This window comes from Paractinoplanes ferrugineus, from assembly GCF_016862195.1.
Classification (GTDB): Bacteria; Actinomycetota; Actinomycetes; order Mycobacteriales; family Micromonosporaceae; genus Actinoplanes; species Actinoplanes ferrugineus.
This window is the reverse complement of record NZ_BOMM01000016.1, coordinates 175,009-193,175: the sequence shown is the minus strand read 5'-3', so window position 1 is coordinate 193,175 and position 18,167 is coordinate 175,009. Positions and strand designations below refer to the sequence as shown.

The 18,167-nt window shown below is 73.0% G+C and carries 17 protein-coding genes and 1 pseudogene; 14 read left to right on the top strand and 4 right to left on the bottom strand.

Features of this window, described 5'->3' with window-relative positions; translation table 11 throughout:
• The first annotated feature begins 72 nt into the window (after positions 1-72).
• From Afe05nite_RS11660 to Afe05nite_RS11600, 13 genes are all read left to right on the top strand, one after another.
• On the top strand, positions 73-837 hold the full coding sequence (locus Afe05nite_RS11660; RefSeq protein WP_203817035.1) for a GntR family transcriptional regulator: 765 nt from the start codon (positions 73-75) through the stop codon (positions 835-837).
• Complete coding sequence (locus Afe05nite_RS11655) at positions 834-1,778, top strand: ABC transporter permease (protein WP_203817034.1); 945 nt, start codon at positions 834-836, stop codon at positions 1,776-1,778. The genes Afe05nite_RS11660 and Afe05nite_RS11655 overlap by 4 nt, the downstream gene beginning before the upstream one ends.
• Positions 1,779-1,794: 16 nt before the next feature.
• Positions 1,795-2,658, top strand: coding sequence for an ABC transporter permease (locus tag Afe05nite_RS11650; protein WP_203817033.1), 864 nt, complete (start codon positions 1,795-1,797; stop codon positions 2,656-2,658).
• Positions 2,655-3,671 carry an ABC transporter ATP-binding protein gene (locus Afe05nite_RS11645; protein ID WP_203817032.1) on the top strand — a complete coding sequence of 339 codons (1,017 nt, stop codon included), beginning with the start codon at positions 2,655-2,657 and terminating at the stop codon, positions 3,669-3,671. The genes Afe05nite_RS11650 and Afe05nite_RS11645 overlap by 4 nt, the downstream gene beginning before the upstream one ends.
• Before the next feature lie 28 nt (positions 3,672-3,699).
• Positions 3,700-4,662, top strand: coding sequence for an ABC transporter ATP-binding protein (locus Afe05nite_RS11640; protein ID WP_203817031.1), 963 nt, complete (start codon positions 3,700-3,702; stop codon positions 4,660-4,662).
• An 88-nt stretch (positions 4,663-4,750) separates the two neighbouring features.
• A complete protein-coding gene (locus Afe05nite_RS11635; protein WP_203817030.1) occupies positions 4,751-6,343 on the top strand; it encodes an ABC transporter substrate-binding protein in 1,593 nt (530 codons plus the stop codon).
• Positions 6,344-6,353: 10 nt separating this feature from the next.
• On the top strand, positions 6,354-6,554 hold the full coding sequence (locus Afe05nite_RS11630; protein ID WP_203817029.1) for a hypothetical protein: 201 nt from the start codon (positions 6,354-6,356) through the stop codon (positions 6,552-6,554).
• Positions 6,551-7,951: an amidase gene (locus tag Afe05nite_RS11625; protein WP_203817028.1), complete on the top strand. Its 1,401-nt coding sequence runs from the start codon at positions 6,551-6,553 to the stop codon at positions 7,949-7,951. The genes Afe05nite_RS11630 and Afe05nite_RS11625 overlap by 4 nt, the downstream gene beginning before the upstream one ends.
• 12 nt (positions 7,952-7,963) lie before the next feature.
• The gene (locus Afe05nite_RS11620; RefSeq protein ID WP_203817027.1) at positions 7,964-9,415 is read left to right on the top strand and encodes an amidase; all 1,452 of its coding nucleotides are present in this window, start codon (positions 7,964-7,966) and stop codon (positions 9,413-9,415) included.
• Complete coding sequence (locus Afe05nite_RS11615; RefSeq protein ID WP_203817026.1) at positions 9,412-9,591, top strand: hypothetical protein; 180 nt, start codon at positions 9,412-9,414, stop codon at positions 9,589-9,591. Before Afe05nite_RS11620 ends, Afe05nite_RS11615 begins: the two co-directional genes overlap by 4 nt.
• Positions 9,588-10,964, top strand: coding sequence for an MFS transporter (locus tag Afe05nite_RS11610; protein WP_239117734.1), 1,377 nt, complete (start codon positions 9,588-9,590; stop codon positions 10,962-10,964). The genes Afe05nite_RS11615 and Afe05nite_RS11610 overlap by 4 nt, the downstream gene beginning before the upstream one ends.
• Entirely contained in the window at positions 10,961-12,481 is a 1,521-nt protein-coding gene (locus Afe05nite_RS11605) for an amidase family protein (protein ID WP_203817025.1), read from the top strand. Before Afe05nite_RS11610 ends, Afe05nite_RS11605 begins: the two co-directional genes overlap by 4 nt.
• A complete protein-coding gene (locus Afe05nite_RS11600; RefSeq protein WP_203817024.1) occupies positions 12,478-12,642 on the top strand; it encodes a hypothetical protein in 165 nt (54 codons plus the stop codon). The genes Afe05nite_RS11605 and Afe05nite_RS11600 overlap by 4 nt, the downstream gene beginning before the upstream one ends.
• Positions 12,643-12,904: 262 nt before the next feature.
• Here the strand turns inward: Afe05nite_RS11600 and Afe05nite_RS11595 are convergent, their stop codons facing one another.
• Both Afe05nite_RS11595 and Afe05nite_RS11590 read right to left on the bottom strand, forming a co-directional pair.
• Positions 12,905-13,864 carry an iron-containing redox enzyme family protein gene (locus Afe05nite_RS11595; protein ID WP_203817023.1) on the bottom strand — a complete coding sequence of 320 codons (960 nt, stop codon included), beginning with the start codon at positions 13,862-13,864 and terminating at the stop codon, positions 12,905-12,907.
• A gap of 42 nt (positions 13,865-13,906) precedes the next feature.
• Complete coding sequence (locus tag Afe05nite_RS11590; RefSeq protein ID WP_203817022.1) at positions 13,907-14,122, bottom strand: CDGSH iron-sulfur domain-containing protein; 216 nt, start codon at positions 14,120-14,122, stop codon at positions 13,907-13,909.
• A 103-nt stretch (positions 14,123-14,225) separates the two neighbouring features.
• Between Afe05nite_RS11590 and Afe05nite_RS11585 the strand changes: the two genes are divergently transcribed.
• A complete protein-coding gene (locus Afe05nite_RS11585) occupies positions 14,226-16,247 on the top strand; it encodes a S9 family peptidase (protein ID WP_203817021.1) in 2,022 nt (673 codons plus the stop codon).
• Positions 16,248-16,541: 294 nt separating this feature from the next.
• On the opposite strand, the pseudogene Afe05nite_RS11580 reads toward Afe05nite_RS11585, so the two are convergent.
• Both Afe05nite_RS11580 and Afe05nite_RS11575 read right to left on the bottom strand, forming a co-directional pair.
• Positions 16,542-17,145: pseudogene (locus Afe05nite_RS11580) on the bottom strand (DUF429 domain-containing protein).
• Between the two features lie 75 nt (positions 17,146-17,220).
• Positions 17,221-18,120, bottom strand: coding sequence for a helix-turn-helix transcriptional regulator (locus Afe05nite_RS11575; RefSeq protein WP_203817020.1), 900 nt, complete (start codon positions 18,118-18,120; stop codon positions 17,221-17,223).
• Positions 18,121-18,167 lie beyond the last annotated feature (47 nt).

Genomic DNA, 18,167 nt, shown 5'->3' with positions numbered 1-18,167 from the left:
CCTGACCTGGCGTAACGATCAAGAAATTCTTGAGTCTCGCTCCGGAAACTGCGGTCGCCGAGTGTTCCGATCATGTCCAGGCCAGAGGCGAGCCCCACTCCACTCACCGGCCGGCGCCGTCGCATCGACGACGCCTCCCGGGTCCGGGACCTGCTGCGCTCCGCGATCACCAGCGGTCAGTACGGACTGTCTCTTCTGCCCAGCGAGCCGGAGCTGATGCTCGAGTTCGCGGTCGGGCGCAACGTCATCCGCGACGCCCTCGACATGCTCCGCGCCGAGGGCCTGATTGAACGGGTTCAGGGGACCGGCACGTTCGTGCTGGTCACCAAGGCCGAACACCGCTTCGACCGGGTCCACGCCATCAACGACTCGGTGGAGACGCCACGTCTGGTGGGCGGCGCCTTCCTGGCCTGGACCGTGATCACCGCGCCGCGTCCGGTGGCCGAGCTCTTCGGCCTGGCCGCCGGAAGTGAGTGCGCTGTGCTCCAGCACGTCACGACGATCGGCGGCGAGACGTTCTCGGTCACGACCAGTTATGTGACCACCGAGGTCGCCGGCCGCCTCGCCGGGATCCCCTTCAACGGCGACTTCTATGTCCTGCTCGAGCGGGCCGGGCACGTCATCCGCGGTGCCGAGCTGGTGGTGGAGGCGACGGTCGCCGACGCCCTCGCCGCCGAGCAGCTCGGGGTCGCGGCCGGACTGCCGGTGCTGCAGTTCACCCGCAAGCTGTACGACCCGGACGGGCGGCCGCTGGAGCTCGCCTACGTCAGGTGTCGCGGCGACCGGTTCAACCTCCGGATCAAGCTGCCGCGTACGCGGCGGGAGGGCCAGTCGTGACTCTCTACCTGCTGAAAAGACTCGGTTCGGCGATCCCGATCCTGATCGGCGTGTCGATCGTCGTGTTCATCACTATCAAGATCATCCCGGGTGATCCGGTGGCCAGTCTGCTCGGGCCGACCAGTTCGCCGCAGGCCCGCGCCGAGCTGACCGCGCGGCTCGGCCTCGACCAGCCGCTGCCGATCCAGTATCTGTCCTGGGGCGCGCACCTGTTCCAGGGCGATCTCGGCGACTCGATCGCCAAGCACGTACCGGTGCTGTCGCTGGTGCTCGACGCGTTCGGGAACACGCTGGTGCTGGCCACCTTCGCCGCGGTCGTGGCGTTCGTGCTGGGCATCCTGCTCGGCGGTGTCTCGGCGCTGCGCCGCGGCCGGGTCTCGGCGGCGATCAGCAACGCCATCTCGCTGTTCTCGATCTCGGTGCCGCAGTACTCGATCGGCCTGCTGCTGATCATCTACCTGGCCACCGGGGCCGGGCTGTTCCCGACCGCCGGCATGTACGACCCGATAAACGGCGGCGGCTGGGGCGACCTGTTCCTGCACCTGGTACTGCCGGGGGTGACCGCGGCGCTGGTCCCGGCCGGCATCATCGCCCGGATGTTCCGGTCCTGTGTCATCGACGTGATGAGCATGGACTTCATCGACGCCATGCGCTCACGGGGCCTGTCCGAGCTGCGCATCCTCAAGCACGCGTTCCACAACACCCTGCCGACGCTGATGACCATCGCCGGTCTGCAGCTCGGTTACCTCCTCGGCGGTGTCATCTTCGTCGAGACCGTGTTCAGCTGGCCGGGCCTGGGTCTGCTGGTCTACCAGTCGATCACCCAGCGGGACCTGCCGGTGATCCAGGCCGGCGTGATCGTCTCGGCCCTCGCCTTCGTCGTCATCAACGTCGTCGTCGACGTCCTGCAAGCCGCCATCGACCCGCGGGTCCGGGCATGACTCGGGAGGTTCAACCATGACGGCAATCGCGCTGCCGGCGGTCCGGACGAAGCGTCGCCGAAGCCGCCGCCTTCCGGTCTCCGCCCGGATCGCCGCCGGGGTCATCGGCCTCGTCGTGGTGGCGGTCCTGCTCGCACCGGTTCTCGCACCGCACAACCCGACCCAGGGGCAGCTCGGCGAACGCCTGGCCGGCATCGGCACCGCCGGGCACCTGCTCGGCACCGACGGCCAGGGCCGCGACATCCTGTCCCGGCTGCTCTACGGCGGCCGGCTGTCGCTGCTCTCCGGCCTGATCCCGGTGCTGGTGGCGGCCGTGATCGGCACCCTGCTCGGGCTGCTCGCCGGGCTCGGCAACCGGTTCACCAACGGCGCGGTGATGCGCACCCTGGACGTCTTCTACGCGTTCCCGGCGGTGCTGCTGGCCATCGCGATCGCCGCCGCGCTCGGCTCCGGCGCCTCCAACGCGATCGTCGCGCTGTCGGTGATCCTGATCCCGCCGATCGCCCGCATCGCCGAGACCGAGACGGCCCGGCTGCGGGGCGCCGACTTCATGGAGGCCGCCCGCGCCTCCGGAGCCCGTACCTCGTCGATCGCGATCCGGCAGGTGCTGCCGAACATCGCCCCGGCCATCGTCGTCTACTGCACCGCCCTGATCGGCCTCTGCATCGTCTACTCGGCCGGCCTGTCCTACCTGGGCCTCGGCATCGCGCCACCGGCCCCGGAATGGGGCGTGATGATCAGCGACCTGCAGCAGTACACGTTCACCAAGCCGGAACTGCTGCTCATGCCCGCCCTCGCGATCCTCGTCGCCTCGGTCGCCTTCAACGTGCTCGGCGACGGCCTGGGTTCCTACTTCAACGTTCGGCAGGAGGTCCGGTGAGCCAGACGGTCCAGGAGATTCCGGCGCGGGTGGCGAGCGCCGAGGCGTTGCGGGTCGACGACCTCGCGGTGAGCTTCGCGGTGCACGGCGGCCAGGTCCACGCCGTCCGGTCGGTGTCGTTCCACGTGCGGGCCGGCCAGACGCTGGTGCTGCTGGGCGAGAGCGGTTCCGGCAAGTCGGTGACGGCCCGCGCGATCATGCGGTTGCACGGCCGGCGGGCGAAGGTCACCGGCCGCGTCGAACTGTCCGGCCGGGAGGTGCTCGCGCTCAGCGATCCGGACGTACGGGCTCTGCGCGGCTCCCGGATCGCTCTCGTGCCGCAGGACCCGACCGCCGCGCTCGACCCGTTGCGCCGGGTCGGTGCGCAGATCACCGAGGTGCTGCTGCTGCACCGGGCGGCACCGGACAAGAAGGCGGCCCAGGCGCGGACGCGTGAACTGCTGCGGGCGGTCGGCATCCCCGACCCGGAGCGCGCCTACCGCTCGTTCCCGCACGAGATGTCCGGCGGCATGCGGCAGCGTGTGGTGATCGCGATGGGGATCAGCTGCGACCCCGACGTGATCATCGCCGACGAGCCGACCACCGCGCTCGACGTCACCGTGCAGGCCCAGATCCTCGACCTGTTCGCCGAGCTCCAGGGCCGGTTGAACACCGCGCTGCTGATGGTCACCCACGACGTGCACGTGGCGGCGGACGTCGCCGACCTGGTCGCGGTGATGTACGCGGGCCGGATCGTCGAGACCGGCCCGGCCGCCGACGTGCTCAAGACGCCCCGGCACCCGTACACGCAGGCGCTGCTCGACGCGTTGCCCACCCCGCAGACCGCGCGGGGCGAACTGCACGCCATCGCCGGCTCGCCACCGGTGGCCGGCCAGGAGTTCCCCGGTTGCGCGTTCGCCGACCGGTGCACGCACGCCCTCGACACGTGCCGCACGGCGGAACCCCGGTTGGTCGAGGTCGCCCCCGGCCGCCGGGCGGCGTGCCCGGTGCTGAACCCGACGGAGGCCCCGTGACCAAGCATGAGAACCCGAGGGAGGGGTCGTGACCAAGCACGAGGTGCTGCTGGACGCGCAGGACATCCGCAAGACGTTCGGCAACGGGGTGAAGGCCGTCGACGGGGTGAGCCTGCAGGTGCACCGCGGTGAGACGGTGGGCCTGGTCGGCGAGTCCGGCTGCGGGAAGTCGACCACCGCCAAGATGCTCCTGCGGCTGCTCACCCCGGACGAGGGGTCGATCACCTTCGCCGGCGCGGACGTGCACCGGGTCCGGGGCCGCAAGCTGCGCGAACTGCGCAAGCAGCTCCAGGTGGTGCCGCAGAACCCGCAGACGTCGCTCAACCCCCGGCTGACCGTCCGGCAGTCCATCGAGTTCAACCTGCGCGCGCACGCCTACCCGAAACGGGAGTGGGCGGCCCGGGTGGACGGCCTGCTCGACCGGGTCGGCCTGGCCCAGCGGCACGGCGCGGCGTTCCCGCACGAGATGAGCGGCGGCCAGCTGCAGCGCGCGGCGATCGCCCGGGCGCTGGCCACCGAACCGTCGCTGGTGGTCTGCGACGAGGCGGTGTCGGCGCTCGACAAGTCGGTCCAGGCCCAGGTGCTCAACCTCCTCGCGGAGCTGCAGCGCGAGCTCGGGGTCGCCTACCTGTTCATCTCGCACGACCTGTCGGTGGTCGAGCACATCAGCGACCGGGTGGTGGTGATGTACCTCGGCAAGGTGGTCGAGGAGGGGCCGTCGCACGCGATGTGGTCGGCGCCGTCCCACCCGTACGCGACAACGCTTCTTTCCGCCTCGCCCGGTCAGGGCCGGACCCGGATCATCCTGCGGGGCGACCCGCCGAACCCGGCCGATCCGCCGCCCGGGTGCGCCTTCCACACCCGCTGCCCGGTCGCCGAGGACCGGTGCCGGACCGCCGTGCCGTTGCTGCGCACGGTCGGCGACCGCCACAACAGCGCCTGCCACCTGGTCTCCGTCGACCGGCCGGCGGCGATGGCCGCCACCGTCTGACCGAACCCGCTTTCTGATCCGCACCCGCTTCCGATCCGCGCGCGACGACGCGTGGCGATACCCCCTGCCCTCGAAAGGAACCCCCGATATGTTCCGTGGCCTGAAACGGGCGGTCGCCCTGGCCGCCACCGTCGGACTCGTCGCCGCCTGCAGTCCCGGCGGCGGTGGCTCGAGCGGCGGTGGCTCCGGCTCCGCCGACACCCTGATCATCGCGATGACCGCCTCCGACATCCCGAACGCCGACACCGGCCTCGCCCAGGGCCAGGGTTACGAGGGCATCCGCTTCGTCGCCAACCAGCTCTACGACGGCCTCACCAAGTTCGACCTCAAGCAGGGCACCGAGATCCCCAAGGTGCTGCCCGGCCTGGCCGTGAAGTGGGCGGTCGACCCGGCCGGCACCACCTGGACCTTCGACCTGCGACCCGGCGTCAAGTTCCACGACGGTACGCCGTGGGACGCCGACGCCGCGGTCTTCAACTTCAACCGCTACCTGAAGAAGGACTCACCCGACTTCTACCCCGCCCTCAACGCGCAGGCCGGCCTGTCGCTGGCCGGCATCAAGGCGGTGAGCAAGGCGGGCGACATGCAGATCAAGATCGAGACCGGCGGCAAGCTCGCCTACCTGCCGTCCAACCTGACCACGATCTTCTTCGGCAGCCCGACCGCGATCAAGGCCGAGGGCAATGAGGGCTTCGCGCAGAAGCCGGTCGGCACCGGGCCGTTCAAGTTCGAGAGCCTCGCCCGCGGCCAGCAACTGGTGCTGGACAAGAACCCGGACTACTGGGACGGCGCGCCCAAGGTGTCCAAGGTGGTGCTGCGGCCCATCCCGGACGCCACCGCCCGGGTCGCCGCGCTGCGCGCCGGCCAGGTCAACTGGATCGAGGTGCCGACCCCGGACGACGTGCCCCAGCTGACCTCGTCGGGCTTCCAGGTGCTGACCAACACGTACGACCACGTCTGGCCCTGGGTCCTGGACGTCCGGCAGAAGCCGTTGTCGGACGTGCGCGTCCGGCAGGCGCTGAACTACGCGATCGACCGGGACTCGCTGATCAAGAACGTGCTGCAGGGCACCGCCGAGCCGGAGCTGCAGGCCGCCGCCCGCGGTAACGCCGGTTACGACAAGGCCAACGACCGCTACTCGTACGACCCGGCGAAGGCCAAGCAGCTGCTCGCCGAGGCCGGTTACCCGAACGGCTTCCAGCTGCGCCTGTCCTACCCGACCTCGGGCTCCGGCAACATGCTGCCGACCCCGATGAACGAGGCGCTGCAGGCGAACCTGGCGCAGATCGGGGTGACGGTCAAGCTCGAGCCGGTCGAGTGGGCGTCGATGCTCACCGACTTCTTCGCCCGCAAGATCCCGGGCGGCGCCCAGATGATCAACATCAGCCTCTCCATGCAGCAGGAGGGCTTCTGGTACTCGTGGTTCGGCTCGGACAGCCTCAGCAACGCCGGCTACTACCAGAGCAAAGAGGTCGACGGGCTGCTGGACAAGGCGAAGGCGACGTTCGACGACGCCGCGCGGGCCAAGGTCTACGCCGAGGCGTCCAAGGTCATCACGCAGGACGCGGCCTGGCTGTTCATCGTCAGCGACAAGAACCCGCGCGTGCTCGCGCCCAGCGTCAAGGGCTTCGTGCAGCCCCAGTCCTGGTTCGCCGACCTGACCACCATCACGGTCAGCTGAGGAGCCGAGCATGTCTGATCCCGACAACTTCCGCTGGATGGCCGCCGAGCAGGGCCTCACCTTCACCCTCGAACGCTATGCCGCCGCCCTGACCCTGCACGCCGGGATGCGCGACGCCCTGCTGCGGCTGCGCCAGGTCCCGCTGTCCTTCCTCGACCCGACCGAGCCGGACAGCGCGCTGGTCTGGCTCGAGAACGGAGGCAGGTCATGAGCCTCGCCGACGCCACCGCCGCCGAGCTGCTCGCCGCGTTCGCCGCCCGGACGGCCTCGCCGGTCGACGCGGTCCAGGCCTGCCTCGACCGGATCGCCGAGGTCGACACCCACCTCAACGCCGTGCTCGTCCTGCTCGCCGAGCCGGCCCTGGCCGCCGCCCGGCAGAGCGAGAAGCGCTGGACCGACGGTACGGCCCGGCCCCTGGAGGGGGTCCCGTTCGGGCTCAAGGACATCGTCGCCACCGCGGGGATCACCACCACCGGCGGGTCGGCGCTGTTCAAGGACGCCGTACCGGGAACCGACGCGGCGCTGACCGGCCGGCTCACCGGGGCCGGCGGCATCCTGCTCGCCAAGCTGCACACCTTCGAGTTCGCCTGCGGCGGCGCCGAGAACCGTACGTTCGGCCGCTGCCACAACCCGTGGGACGTCGACCGGACCACCGGCGGCTCGTCCTCCGGGTCCGGGGCGGCGGTCGCGGCCGGCGAGGTGCCGCTGGCGATCGGCACCGACACCGGCGGCTCGATCCGGCTGCCCGCCGCGTACTGCGGCATCACCGGGCTCAAGGCGACCTACGGGCGGGTGCCCCGGCACGGCGTGATGGGCCTGTCCTGGACGCTCGACCACGCCGGGCCGATGACCCGGTCGGTGGCCGACGCGGCCCGGATGCTCGGCGTCATCGCCGGCCGCGACGACCGGGACCCCACCTCGTCGCGGCGGGCGGTGCCCGACTACGTGGCCGCGCTCGCGCAGCCGGTGGCCGGGATGACGGTGGGCCGGGCCCGGGGCTGGTTCGAGGCGGTGCTCCAGCCCGAGGTGCTCACCTCGTACGAGGCCGCCCTCGCCGACCTGGCCGGCGCCGGGGTGCGGGTGGTCGACGTGGAACTGCCCGACGTCGACCTGTGGGACGTGGCCGCCTGGACCGTCATGTACGCCGAGGCCCTGTCCTACCACCAGCACCACGTGTACGACGTGGAGAACCGGGACGCGATGGGCGCCGGTCTGCTGGCCGGCGGCCCGTACGTGCAGACCGTCGACTACCTGCGCGGCCTGCGTTACCGGCGGATCGCCCAGGGGCAGCTCGAGGCCGCCATGGCCGGGGTGGACGCCCTGGTCACGCCGGGAGCGGTGTCGACCGCGCCGGCGCTGGACGACATCGCCACCACCGGCGACAGTGCCTCCTGGCTGATCTCCGCGACGCGCACCTCGATCCCGTTCAACTACACCGGCAACCCGGGCCTGTGCGTGCCGACCGGCCTCGCCGCCGACGGCATGCCGGCCAGCCTGCAGTTCGTCGGCCGGCCGCACGACGAGAGCACCATCCTCGCCCTCGGGCAGGCCTACCAGACCGTTACCGACCACCACCTCGCCCGCCCGGCCGTGCCGGCCGGCGCCTGAAGGAGGCCCACCGTGACCGTCACCGAGACCACCAGCCGACCCGAGATCTCCACCGCACCGGACGCGCTGCCGCTGACCATCACCGCCGCCGCGGCGGCCCTGCGCGCCGGCACCCTCACCTCGGTCGAGCTGACCCGGGCCGTGCTGGCGCGGGCCGACAAGCTCGACGGCAAGCTCGGCACCTACCTCACCCGGATGGACGCGACCGCCCTCGAGGCGGCCGCCACGGCCGACGCCGAACTGGCCGCCGGCACCGACAAGGGGGTCCTGCACGGCATCCCGCTCGGCGTCAAGGACATCATCGCCACCGACGGCGCCGGCACCACCGCGCAGAGCCTGATCATGGATCCCGCCTTCGGCGAGATGGGCGACGCACCGGTGGTCGCGCGCCTGCGCTCGGCCGGCGGCGTCCTCGTCGGCAAGGCCACCACCATGGAGTACGCCATCGGTGAGCCCGATCCGTCGAAGGGTTTCCCGACCCCGCGCAACCCGTTCGACCCGGCCTACTGGACCGGCGGGTCCAGCTCCGGCACCGGCAACGGCGTGGCCGCCGGGCTGTTCCTCGGCGGCCTCGGCACCGACACCGGCGGCAGCGTGCGGCTGCCCGCCGCGTGGTGCGGCATCTCCGGGCTGAAGCAGACGTTCGGCCGGGTCCCGAAGTACGGCTGCGTGCCGCTCGGCTACACCTACGACCACATCGGACCGATGACCCGCTCCGCCCGCGACTGCGCCCACCTGCTCGCCGTCCTGGCCGGCCACGACGACCGCGACGCGACGAGCGTGGACGTGCCGGTCGACGACTACGTGGGCGCGCTGACCGGCGACCTGTCCGGGCTGCGGATCGGGGTCGACCTGTCCATGCTGGACCTGCCGGTCACCGATCCCGACCTGGCCGCGCTCGCCCGGGCCGCCGTCCGGGTGCTGGCCGACGCGGGCGCCACCCTCGTCGAGGTCACCCTGCCGTACTACGCCGAGCTCACCACCGCCACCATGTCGGGCTTCCTGGCCGAGGCGTTCATGTACCACCGCGGCGACATGCGCGAGCGGTGGACCGACTACGGCAAGCCGACCCGCAAGGCGGTCGGGCAGGGCGCCCTCGTCACCGGCGCCGACTACGCGCAGATCCAGCGGGTCCGGCGGGTCGGGGTGCGGGCGATGGCCGAGCTGATGACCGAGGTCGACCTGATCGTCAACCCGGCCACGCTCGTCTTCGCGCCGCGGCTGGACGGCATGAACTTCTTCGAGAACGAGGTCGGCGCGATCTGCACGCCGTACTGGAACGCCCTCGGCCTGCCCGCCATCTCGATCCCGATGGGCAGCTCGCCGATCGGCCTGCCGGCCGGTCTGCAGCTCGCCGGCCGACCGTTCGACGAGGCCACCGTGCTGCGCGCGGCGGACGCCTTCCAGCTGCGCACCACCCACCACCTCACCGAGTCCGAGTTCGTGAAGGAGACCCTCGCATGAACGCCGAAACCACCGTGTCCGTCCTGTTCGAAGCGGCCGGCATCACCGTCCCGCCGGACGAGTTCGACTACTTCGTCAAGGTCTACCCGGCGCTGCGGGCCGGCCTCGACGCGCTCTACGAGGTCCCGATGACCAAGGAGGAGGAGCCCCAGCTCGTCTTCTCCCCGTACCTGTGAACGGTGCGGTCGCGCCGAGCGGCCGCGGCCGGATGCTCCTCGCCGTGATGCTGTCCACCGGGCTGGTCGCCCTGGACAACACGGTTGTCGCCACAGCGGCCCCGGCCGTCGTCGGGGACCTCGGCGGCATCGAGCGGCTGCCCTGGGTGTTCTCGGTCTACCTGCTCGCGCAGGCCTCCGCGACGCCGCTGATGGGCAAGCTGTGCGACCTGCTCGGGCGCCGGCCGGTGATGCTGGCGGGCATCACCGCCTTCGCGGCCGGCTCGCTCGCCGCCGGCCTGGCCTGGGACATGCCCGCGCTGATCGGGGCGCGGGTGCTCCAGGGCCTCGGTGCCGGGGCCGTGCAGGCGGCCGGGCTGACCGTCATCGGCGACCGGTTCGACGTGCACGAACGAGGCCGGGCCCAGGGCTGGCTGTCCGGCGTCTGGGGCGTCTCGTCGGTGCTCGGGCCGCTCGTCGGCGGGGCGCTCGCCGACACCGCCGGCTGGCGCTGGGTGTTCCTGATCAACCTGCCGCTGTGCGTGGTCGCGGCGACGGTGTTCGCGGCCGGGCAGCGCGAGCCGCGGGTCCGGCCGGCCACCGACGTCGACTACGCCGGCGCGGCCCTGCTCACGACCGGCTGCTCGCTGGCGATCCTGACCCTGCTCACCGGGGGCCGGGCGTGGCCGGCCGCGCTCGCCGCGGGGGCGGTGCTCGGCTTGTTCGTCCTGGTCGAGCGCCGGGCCGCCAACCCGGTGCTGCCCGGCCGGCTGGTACGCGACCGGACCGCGCTCGGCTCCAACCTCGCCAACATCGGACTCGGCGCCATCATGATGGGCGTCAACTCGTACGTCCCGCTGTACGCGCAGACCGTGCTCGGGGCGGGCGCGCTCGCCTCCGGACTGGCGATCGCGCCCCTGATGATCGGCTGGCCGCTGGCCGCCGCGTACTCCGCCAAGGCCTTTCTCCGCTTCGGTTTCCGCACCGCGGTGCTGGCCGGGGTCGTGGTGGCGGTGCTCGGTGCGCTCGGGCTGGCCCTGGTCCGGCCGGGCACGCCGCTCGCCCTGCTCGGGCTGGCCTGCTTCGTGATCGGCCTCGGCCTCGGCCTGAGCACCACGCCGCTGATGCTCGCCGTGCAGACCACGGCCGGCCACGAACACCGCGGGGCGCTCACCGCGAGCGTGATGTTCTCCCGGTCGTTCGGCAGCGCCGTCGGGGTGGCCGCGCTCGGCGCGGCCGCCGGCGGCTTCGACCGCGACGGCCTGCACCGGGTGTTCACCGGGCTGGCGGTCGTCGCCCTGCTCATGCTCGCCGCGGCCGCGCTGATGCGCCGCGGACCCGTTTTCGGCGGCGGCCCGGTGGCCGTCCCGCTCACCGGAAAGGTGTCGTCATGAGAGTCTTCGGATTCCTCCGCAAGCCCGCCGCCGAGGATGTGGCGGCGTACGCCACGAGCCTCGGCTGGGACCTCAAGGGTGCCGAGCTCGCCGCTTACACCGACAAGATCGCCGTCGCCCTGGACGCCCTGGACAAGGTCGAGGACCTGCCCACCCCGGCGGTCGAGCTGAAGTGGCCCACCCGCCGGGTCGTGCCCGCCACCGACGACCCGTACAACTCCTGGATCAGCCGCTGCGAGGTCAAGGGAGCCGCCGAGGGCCCGCTCGCCGGCCGGACCGTGGGTGTCAAGGACTGCATCGCGGTGGCCGGCGTACCGATGACCAACGGCGGCCGCCGCACCCCGGTGCTGGTGCCGACCGAGGACGCGGTGGTCGTCGAACGGCTGCTCGACGCGGGCGCGATCATCACCGGCAAGACCAACCTGGAGGATCTCGGGGCCGGCCTGGGGGAGGGGTCCGCGTTCGGGGCGGCCCGCAACCCCCTGGACCCGACCCGCTCCACCGGCGGCTCGTCCTCCGGCTCCGGTTCGGCCGTCGCGGCCGGCGAGGTCGACCTGGCCCTCGGTGCCGACGAGGGCGGCAGCGTGCGGATCCCGGCCGCCTGGTGCGGCCTGGTCGGCATGAAGGCCACCCACGGCCTGGTCCCGTCGTACGGCATGTCCTACATGAACCACACCATCGACCACATCGGCCCGATGACGAGGACGGTCCGGGACAACGCGCTGATGCTGGAGGTGATCGCCGGGCCCGACTGGCGCGACCCGCAGTGGACCACCGACATGCCGGACTCGTTCGGCTACCTGGGCGCCGAGGGCAAGGGCGTACCGGGACTCAGGGTCGGCATCCTGACCGAGGGCCTCGAACCGGTCGGCGCGTCGCCCGACGTGATCGCCGCGTTCGAGGCCGCCGCCAAGGTGCTCCAGCAGCTCGGCGCCACCGTGTCGACGGTCTCGGTGCCGCTCTGGGTCAACGGCTGGGCGATCGGCAGCGCCGGCCTGGCCGCCGGCGCGCACGCGATGATCACCAGCTTCGGCACCGGCTCGTTCGGCCACCTCGGCCGGATCGACCCGCAGGCGGTCGCGACGAACGTGGCCCAGTCCGCGCTCGGCGGCGACCACCTGCCGCCCATGTTCAAGTCGATGCTGCTCACCGTGGAGCACGTGCGGAAGCACTACGGGCTGCTGCCCTACGTCAAGGCCCACAACCTGCGCCTCGAACTGCGCCGGCAGGTGAACGCGGCCCTCGCCGACGTCGACGTGCTGATCATGCCGACCACCCCCGAGGTGGCCCACCCGCTGCTCACCTCGCCGCACGAGGCGGCCGAGTTCATCGACGGCCGGGTCCACAAGTCCACCGCCAACACCAGCCCCACCGACCTCACCGGCCACCCGTCGCTCACCGTTCCCTGCGGCACCGGCGCCGCCGACATGCCGGTCGGGCTGCAGATCGTCGGGCCCCGGTACGCCGAGGAACTGCTCTACCGGGTCGGGTTCGCCTACGAGGCGGCCCGCGGGTGACCCCGGAGCCACCGGCCCGGCCGGCCGTCCTCCCGGTCTCGGTGCTGGGGCTGCCGGAGACCGATCCGGCGGACTGCGAGATCCACCTCGACGTGGACCGGCTCGGCGTCGTGCACGCCGAGCTGGCCAGCGACGATCCGTCGGTGGTGGAGCTCCGCTGAGGCCGGCCGGAGCACCCGGGTCGACGAGGCCCTTCGCCGGGTCGGGCACGAGCTCGAGCGGACCGGCCACCGGTTCACGACCGGCACTGCGGCCACCCACGCGCAGGTCGACCGGCGGCCCGCCAACGCGGTCGCGACCGACCTGCGCGGGGTGTTCGGCTGGAGCCGGCCCGTCCCGGCCGAGCGGGTCCCCGGGGCCGAGGTTCTCGCGGTGGACATCGACGGCTGACCGGCGGCTCGCGCCGAGCTGCCCCGGCGGGCGTCAGCAGTCGCGCAGCGACGACCGGCCGTCGGCCCAGGCGGCCAGCACGGCGCCGGCCCACAGGTTGTCGACGGCGAGGGCGCACCGGGCGCCCCACAGCACGTCGCCGGCGAGCTCCGGCTCGGCCGCCGCGAACGAGCCGCACAGGTCGTGCGCGGCGATCTGCTCGTGCACGGAGTCGGCCTCGACGTGCTCGTCGTAGAACGCGGTCGCGTCGGCGTCACCGCCGAGCCGGCGCAGCCCGCTGGCGTACGCCCGGTTGGGCAGCGACGAGGTCATCTCGTAGGCGGCCAGGTGGCCGAGGATCGCGCCGCGGCGCCGCCGGTGCAGGCCGAAGAACGACATGATGTTGTTGACCCGCAGGGTGGCCGCACCGACCGAGTCCACGTACGCGCCGTAGCTCAGGTCGAGGCCGAACCAGCGCATCGTCTTCTTGAACAGCTCCTGGTGCATCCGGTCGGTGACGCCACCGCCGTACTCGTCCAGCTGGATCTCGATGAGCGCGGCCTTGGGCCGCCCGCTGAGCCGGGGGATCGCCCAGGTGTGCGGGTCGGCCTCCCGCAGGTGATAGACGGAGCGGTGGGCGACGAACTCCCGGAACTGCCCGTGGGTGGCCCGGCCGCGCAGGTACTTCGACAGCGCCGGCCCGTCGTCCGCCTCGACCGTCTCGAGCAGCAGCCGGGGCACGTCGGCCGGCTCCACCGGCGCGGGCGGGCCGACCAGCTCGTGCAGGCCGGCCTCGAAGCGGGTCTCCAGCCCGGCGCGCAGCCGCAGCAGGCCCGGATCCCACTCGTAGGCGTCGTCGACCCCGTCCCAGCCGCGGTAGGCCATCTCGTAGCAGATGAACAGCGCCAGCTGGAGGTCCTCGTCGCTGTCCGGGGCGGGGACGGCCACGTCCCGCCCGCTCAGCAGATCGATCGCCGCGGCCGAGACGGCGCCGCGGGGCGCGGGAAGTTTCATGTCCGACCGGCTTCCCGCGTACGAGCTCGGTAAACGCCCTGATCAGCGCGGGGCCGGGGTGTCCCGGCCGGTGCCCGCCTTGAACTTGGCGACCTTGTGGGTGCCGTCGCAGAACGGTTTGACCGCCGACCGGCCGCACCGGCACAGCGCGACCGTGGCCCGGCCCGGCTCGATCAGCTCGCCGTCCGGTCCGCGCAGCTCGAAATCCCCGCGGATGATCAGCGGGCCGTCCTCGTACGGGGTGATCGTCGACGTCATGCCGTCCTGATCCCCCGCGGCGCGTCACTCAAACGCCGTCGACGGTCCCCGGCCGCCACCGGGCGGGGCGAAAATCTGCCGCGTCCGGTGGTAGAAAAGGCCGATGAGCGGCGACCCCTTCCTCGATCTCGACGCGTTCGTCCGCCTCCCCCGGCCGGCCGGGCTGTGGCTGTCACCGGACGGCCGGCGCCTGATCGTCGGCGTGGGCACGCCCGACCGGGAGAACGCCCGCTACGCGACCGCCCTGTGGGAGGTCGATCCGGCCGGTGCACGCCCGGCGCGGCGGCTGACCCGCGGCGTCCGGGGCGAGGCGGCGGCCGCCTTCACCCCGGCCGGCGACCTGCTGTTCACCTCGGCCCGCCCGGTGCCCGGCGACGACGAGGACGACGAGACACCGGCGCTCTGGCTGCTGCCGGCCGGCGGCGGCGACGCCCGGGTGCTGGCCAAGCTGCCCGGCGGTGTGCACGGCGTGGCGATCAGTGCGACCGGCACGATCGTCGCCGGGTCGGCGCTGCTCGCCGGGTCGGCCGACCCGGAGGCCGACCGCGCGGCCCGCGGACAGCGCAAGGAGGCGGGCGTCTCGGCGATCCTGCACGACTCCTACCCGGTCCGCTACTGGGACCACGACCTCGGGCCCGACCACACCCGCCTGCTCGCCGGCACCCTCGACCCGGCCGCCGACCCCGCCGAGGAGGCCGGCCTGGTCCTGCGGGACATCACCGGCCACGTCGGGCGGGCCCTCACCGTCGAGCCCGAGTGGGACATCGCGCCCGACGGCCGCACCGTGGTCACGACCTGGTCGGTGGCCGAGCGCGGCGGGTCGGAACGGCCCACCCTCGTCGCCGTCGACGTCGCCTCGGGGGAACGGCGGGTGCTCGCCGACGACGCCGACCACGACTACGGCTCACCGCTGATCTCCCCGGACGGCCGCCAGGTCGCGGTGAGCATGCGCCGGCGGTCCTCGCTCGACGACCCCGGCGACGTCCGGCTGGCGCTGATCCCGCTCGCCGGCGGACCGGCCCGCGCCCTGACCGAGGGCGCCGACCGGTGGCCGTCCGCCGCCCGGTGGACCCCCGACGGCACCGCCCTCGTCTTCACCGCCGACCATCAGGGCCGGGCGCCGCTGTGGCGGGTCGACGCGGTGAGCGGCGAGGTCACCCGGCTGACCGGCGACGACGGGGCCTACAGCGACATCCGGGTCGCCCCCGACGGGCAGTGGGTCTACGCCCTGCGCAGCACGATCGACAGCCCGCCCGCCCCGGTGCGCGTCCCGGCCACCGGCCGCGGCGGGTTCGAGCCGCTTCCGGGCCCGGCCCCGGCCGTACAGATCCCCGGAACTCTGACCGAGGTCACCGCGACCGCCGCCGACGGCAGCCCGCTGCGCGCCTGGCTCGCGTTGCCGCCCGGCGGCGAGCCCGCCCCCCTCGTGGTCTACATCCACGGTGGACCGCTCGGCTCCTGGAACATGTGGCACTGGCGCTGGAACCCGTGGATCCTCACCGCCCGCGGCTACGCCGTGCTGATGCCCGACCCGGCGCTGTCCACCGGCTACGGCTACGACTTCGTCAAGCGCGGCTGGGGCGACTGGGGCAACGCCCCCTACACCGACCTGATGGCCCTGACCGACGCCGCCGAGCAGCGCCCCGACATCGACGCCGACCGCACCGCCGCGATGGGCGGCTCGTTCGGCGGCTACATGGCGAACTGGGTGGCCGGGCACACCGACCGCTTCAAGGCGATCGTCACCCACGCCTCGATCTGGGCGATGGACCAGATGTGGTCCACCACGGACGCCGCCTTCTACTGGGCGCGCGAACTGACCCCCGACCGCCGCCACGCCAACTCCCCGCACCGCTTCGCCGACGACATCACCACCCCGATGCTGGTCATCCACGGCGACAAGGACTACCGCGTCCCGATCGGCGAGGGCCTGCGCCTCTGGTGGGACCTGGCCTCCCGGCAGCAGGCCGACGACGGCTCCGGCCCGCACAAGTTCCTCTACTTCCCCGACGAGAACCATTGGATCCTCAAACCCGGAAACGCCAGAGTCTGGTACGCCACCGTGGTCGCCTTCCTGAACCACCACGTCCTGGGCGAACCCTGGCAGCGCCCCGACCTGACCTGATCTCCGCGTACCCGGCGCCCGGCGTCGCGGGCCGACACCGACAGCAACGTCGCCGCCCTTGCCGCCCGCGCCGTCAGCGCCTGGCCGGGAAGGGCCGCCGCCCGCCAGGTCCGGGAGGCGTCCAGACAGAGCGCCGTCGCCACCTCCTGCCTGCACCACGGCTCCTTCCAGGAACTCGGCGGCGACGCGGGGGTTGAGGCCGCTCCTCGGGGGTGCTCCAGTCAGGCGGGCGCCGCTCCCGCATGCTGGTCACGGCTCCCACCAGCCGGGAGCTTCACGAGCCGCGGGCCCGGGTCAGGTCCAGATGGCGGCGGGCCAGCCGTCGGCGTGGGCTTCGGGTGGGCAGGGAAGGGAGGTGGCTGTGCCGTTGGCGACGCGAAGCGCGCTCCAGGCCGCGGCGGCGGCGTCGAGGATGTCGTCGACGGCGGCTTGGCGGCCCGGGGTGCCCAGGTCGTCGGGGAGGTGGATGCCGGCCTCGGCGAGCAGGCGGCGGCGGTGGTGGACGCCGGACCAGGTGCGCTTCGAGTCGGGCAGGGGGGCGCCGGCGAGGGCGGCGAAGGACAGTTCCGGGTGCACTTCCACCACCCGGTGGTCGGGTCTGCCGGAGCCAGTGGTCCACTTCCAGGATCTTCGTGCGCAGGCCGTACACCTGGGCGGAGATCCCCTCGCCGGCCTCTCGCCGGTTCACCTCGACGGCGGCGGCGTGGGTGTCGGCGTGCAGGGCCGCGCGCACCGGGGTCATGAACACCGACGAGCGGCGCGGGCCGGCCTGCCGGTGGGCCAGCACGTCGGCCGTGCGGCGTCCGGTGTCGGGCAGGCCGATCGGGATGTCGATGCCGAGCACCGTGAGCGGGCCGGCGTCGGCGACCAGGGCCGCGACCGAGCCGGCGATGCGCACGGTCACCTCGCCGTTGTCGAGGACCACGCCGACCCAGCCTCTTTTGCACGCGTCCACCCCGAGCACCCGCACGCCCTACCGGCCGATCCGCGCCAAGGCCGGGGCCGGGGGAGCCGGGGCCGGGGGAGCGGCCGGGGACGGGGCGGGGGACGGGGGAGGCTGGGTGCCGAGCGCTGACAGCAGGTGCAGGGCCTCGGCGGACGGGGAGCCGGGCGTGGCCGTGTAGATGACCAGGCGCTGGTCGCGGTCGGCGATGTCGAGCACGTCGCAGTTCAGCGTGATGGGGCCGGCCAGCGGGTGGTGGAAGGTCTTGGTCAGGACGAACGAGTCGGTGACGTCGTGCGAGGCCCAGAGGGTGCGGAAGAGTTCGCTGCCGGCGAGCAGTTCGCCGATCAGGTCGGCCAGCTCGGGGTCGGCGGGGTAGCGGGCGGCGGTGGCCCGCAGGCGGTGGGCGGCGGTGCGGGCGAAGTGGTCGGCGTCGGACACGCCGTAGAGGTCGGGGCCGAGGAAGGCGCGCCGGACGAGGTTGCGCTCCCGGCGGGGGACGGCGGCGAAGTCCTCCATCAGGGCGGCGGCCAGGTCGTTCCAGGCGATCACCTCGAAGCTCGCCGAGATCACCGTGGCGGCGGCCTGGGGCAGCCGGGTGATCAGGTCGAGGATGCTCGGCCGGACGAGGCGGGACGGGCCGGCGGCCGGGGCCGGTGGCTCGCCGGCCAGGTGGTGCAGGTGATCGCGTTCGGCGTCGGTCAGGCGCAGCGCGCGGGCCAGACCGGCGAGGACCTCGCGGGACGGGCGTGGGGCGCGGGCCTGCTCGAGCCGGGCGTAGTACTCCGTCGAGATGAACGCCAGCTGCGCCACCTCCTCGCGGCGCAGGCCCGGGGTGCGGCGGCGGCGTCCCGCCGGCAGGCCGGCCGCGGCGGGTGTGCTGCGCTCGCGCCGGCTGCGCAGGAAGTCGGCCAGTTCCCGTCGGTCCACGTGTCGAGTCTGCCCGCCCGGTGCTCGCTCAGCCAGGGACCGCCGGT

Excerpts from the sequence above, each read along its gene's own strand:
- Afe05nite_RS11660 (WP_203817035.1), top strand. The coding sequence starts at position 73 with ATGTCCAGGCCAGAGGCGAGCCCCACTCCACTCACCGGCCGGCGCCGT.
- Afe05nite_RS11650 (WP_203817033.1), top strand. The coding sequence starts at position 1,795 with ATGACGGCAATCGCGCTGCCGGCGGTCCGGACGAAGCGTCGCCGAAGC.
- Afe05nite_RS11635 (WP_203817030.1), top strand. The coding sequence starts at position 4,751 with ATGTTCCGTGGCCTGAAACGGGCGGTCGCCCTGGCCGCCACCGTCGGA.
- Afe05nite_RS11630 (WP_203817029.1), top strand. The coding sequence starts at position 6,354 with ATGTCTGATCCCGACAACTTCCGCTGGATGGCCGCCGAGCAGGGCCTC.
- Afe05nite_RS11625 (WP_203817028.1), top strand. The coding sequence starts at position 6,551 with ATGAGCCTCGCCGACGCCACCGCCGCCGAGCTGCTCGCCGCGTTCGCC.
- Afe05nite_RS11615 (WP_203817026.1), top strand. The coding sequence starts at position 9,412 with ATGAACGCCGAAACCACCGTGTCCGTCCTGTTCGAAGCGGCCGGCATC.
- Afe05nite_RS11605 (WP_203817025.1), top strand. The coding sequence starts at position 10,961 with ATGAGAGTCTTCGGATTCCTCCGCAAGCCCGCCGCCGAGGATGTGGCG.
- Afe05nite_RS11595 (WP_203817023.1), bottom strand. The coding sequence starts at position 13,864 with ATGAAACTTCCCGCGCCCCGCGGCGCCGTCTCGGCCGCGGCGATCGAT.
- Afe05nite_RS11590 (WP_203817022.1), bottom strand. The coding sequence starts at position 14,122 with ATGACGTCGACGATCACCCCGTACGAGGACGGCCCGCTGATCATCCGC.
- Afe05nite_RS11585 (WP_203817021.1), top strand. The coding sequence starts at position 14,226 with ATGAGCGGCGACCCCTTCCTCGATCTCGACGCGTTCGTCCGCCTCCCC.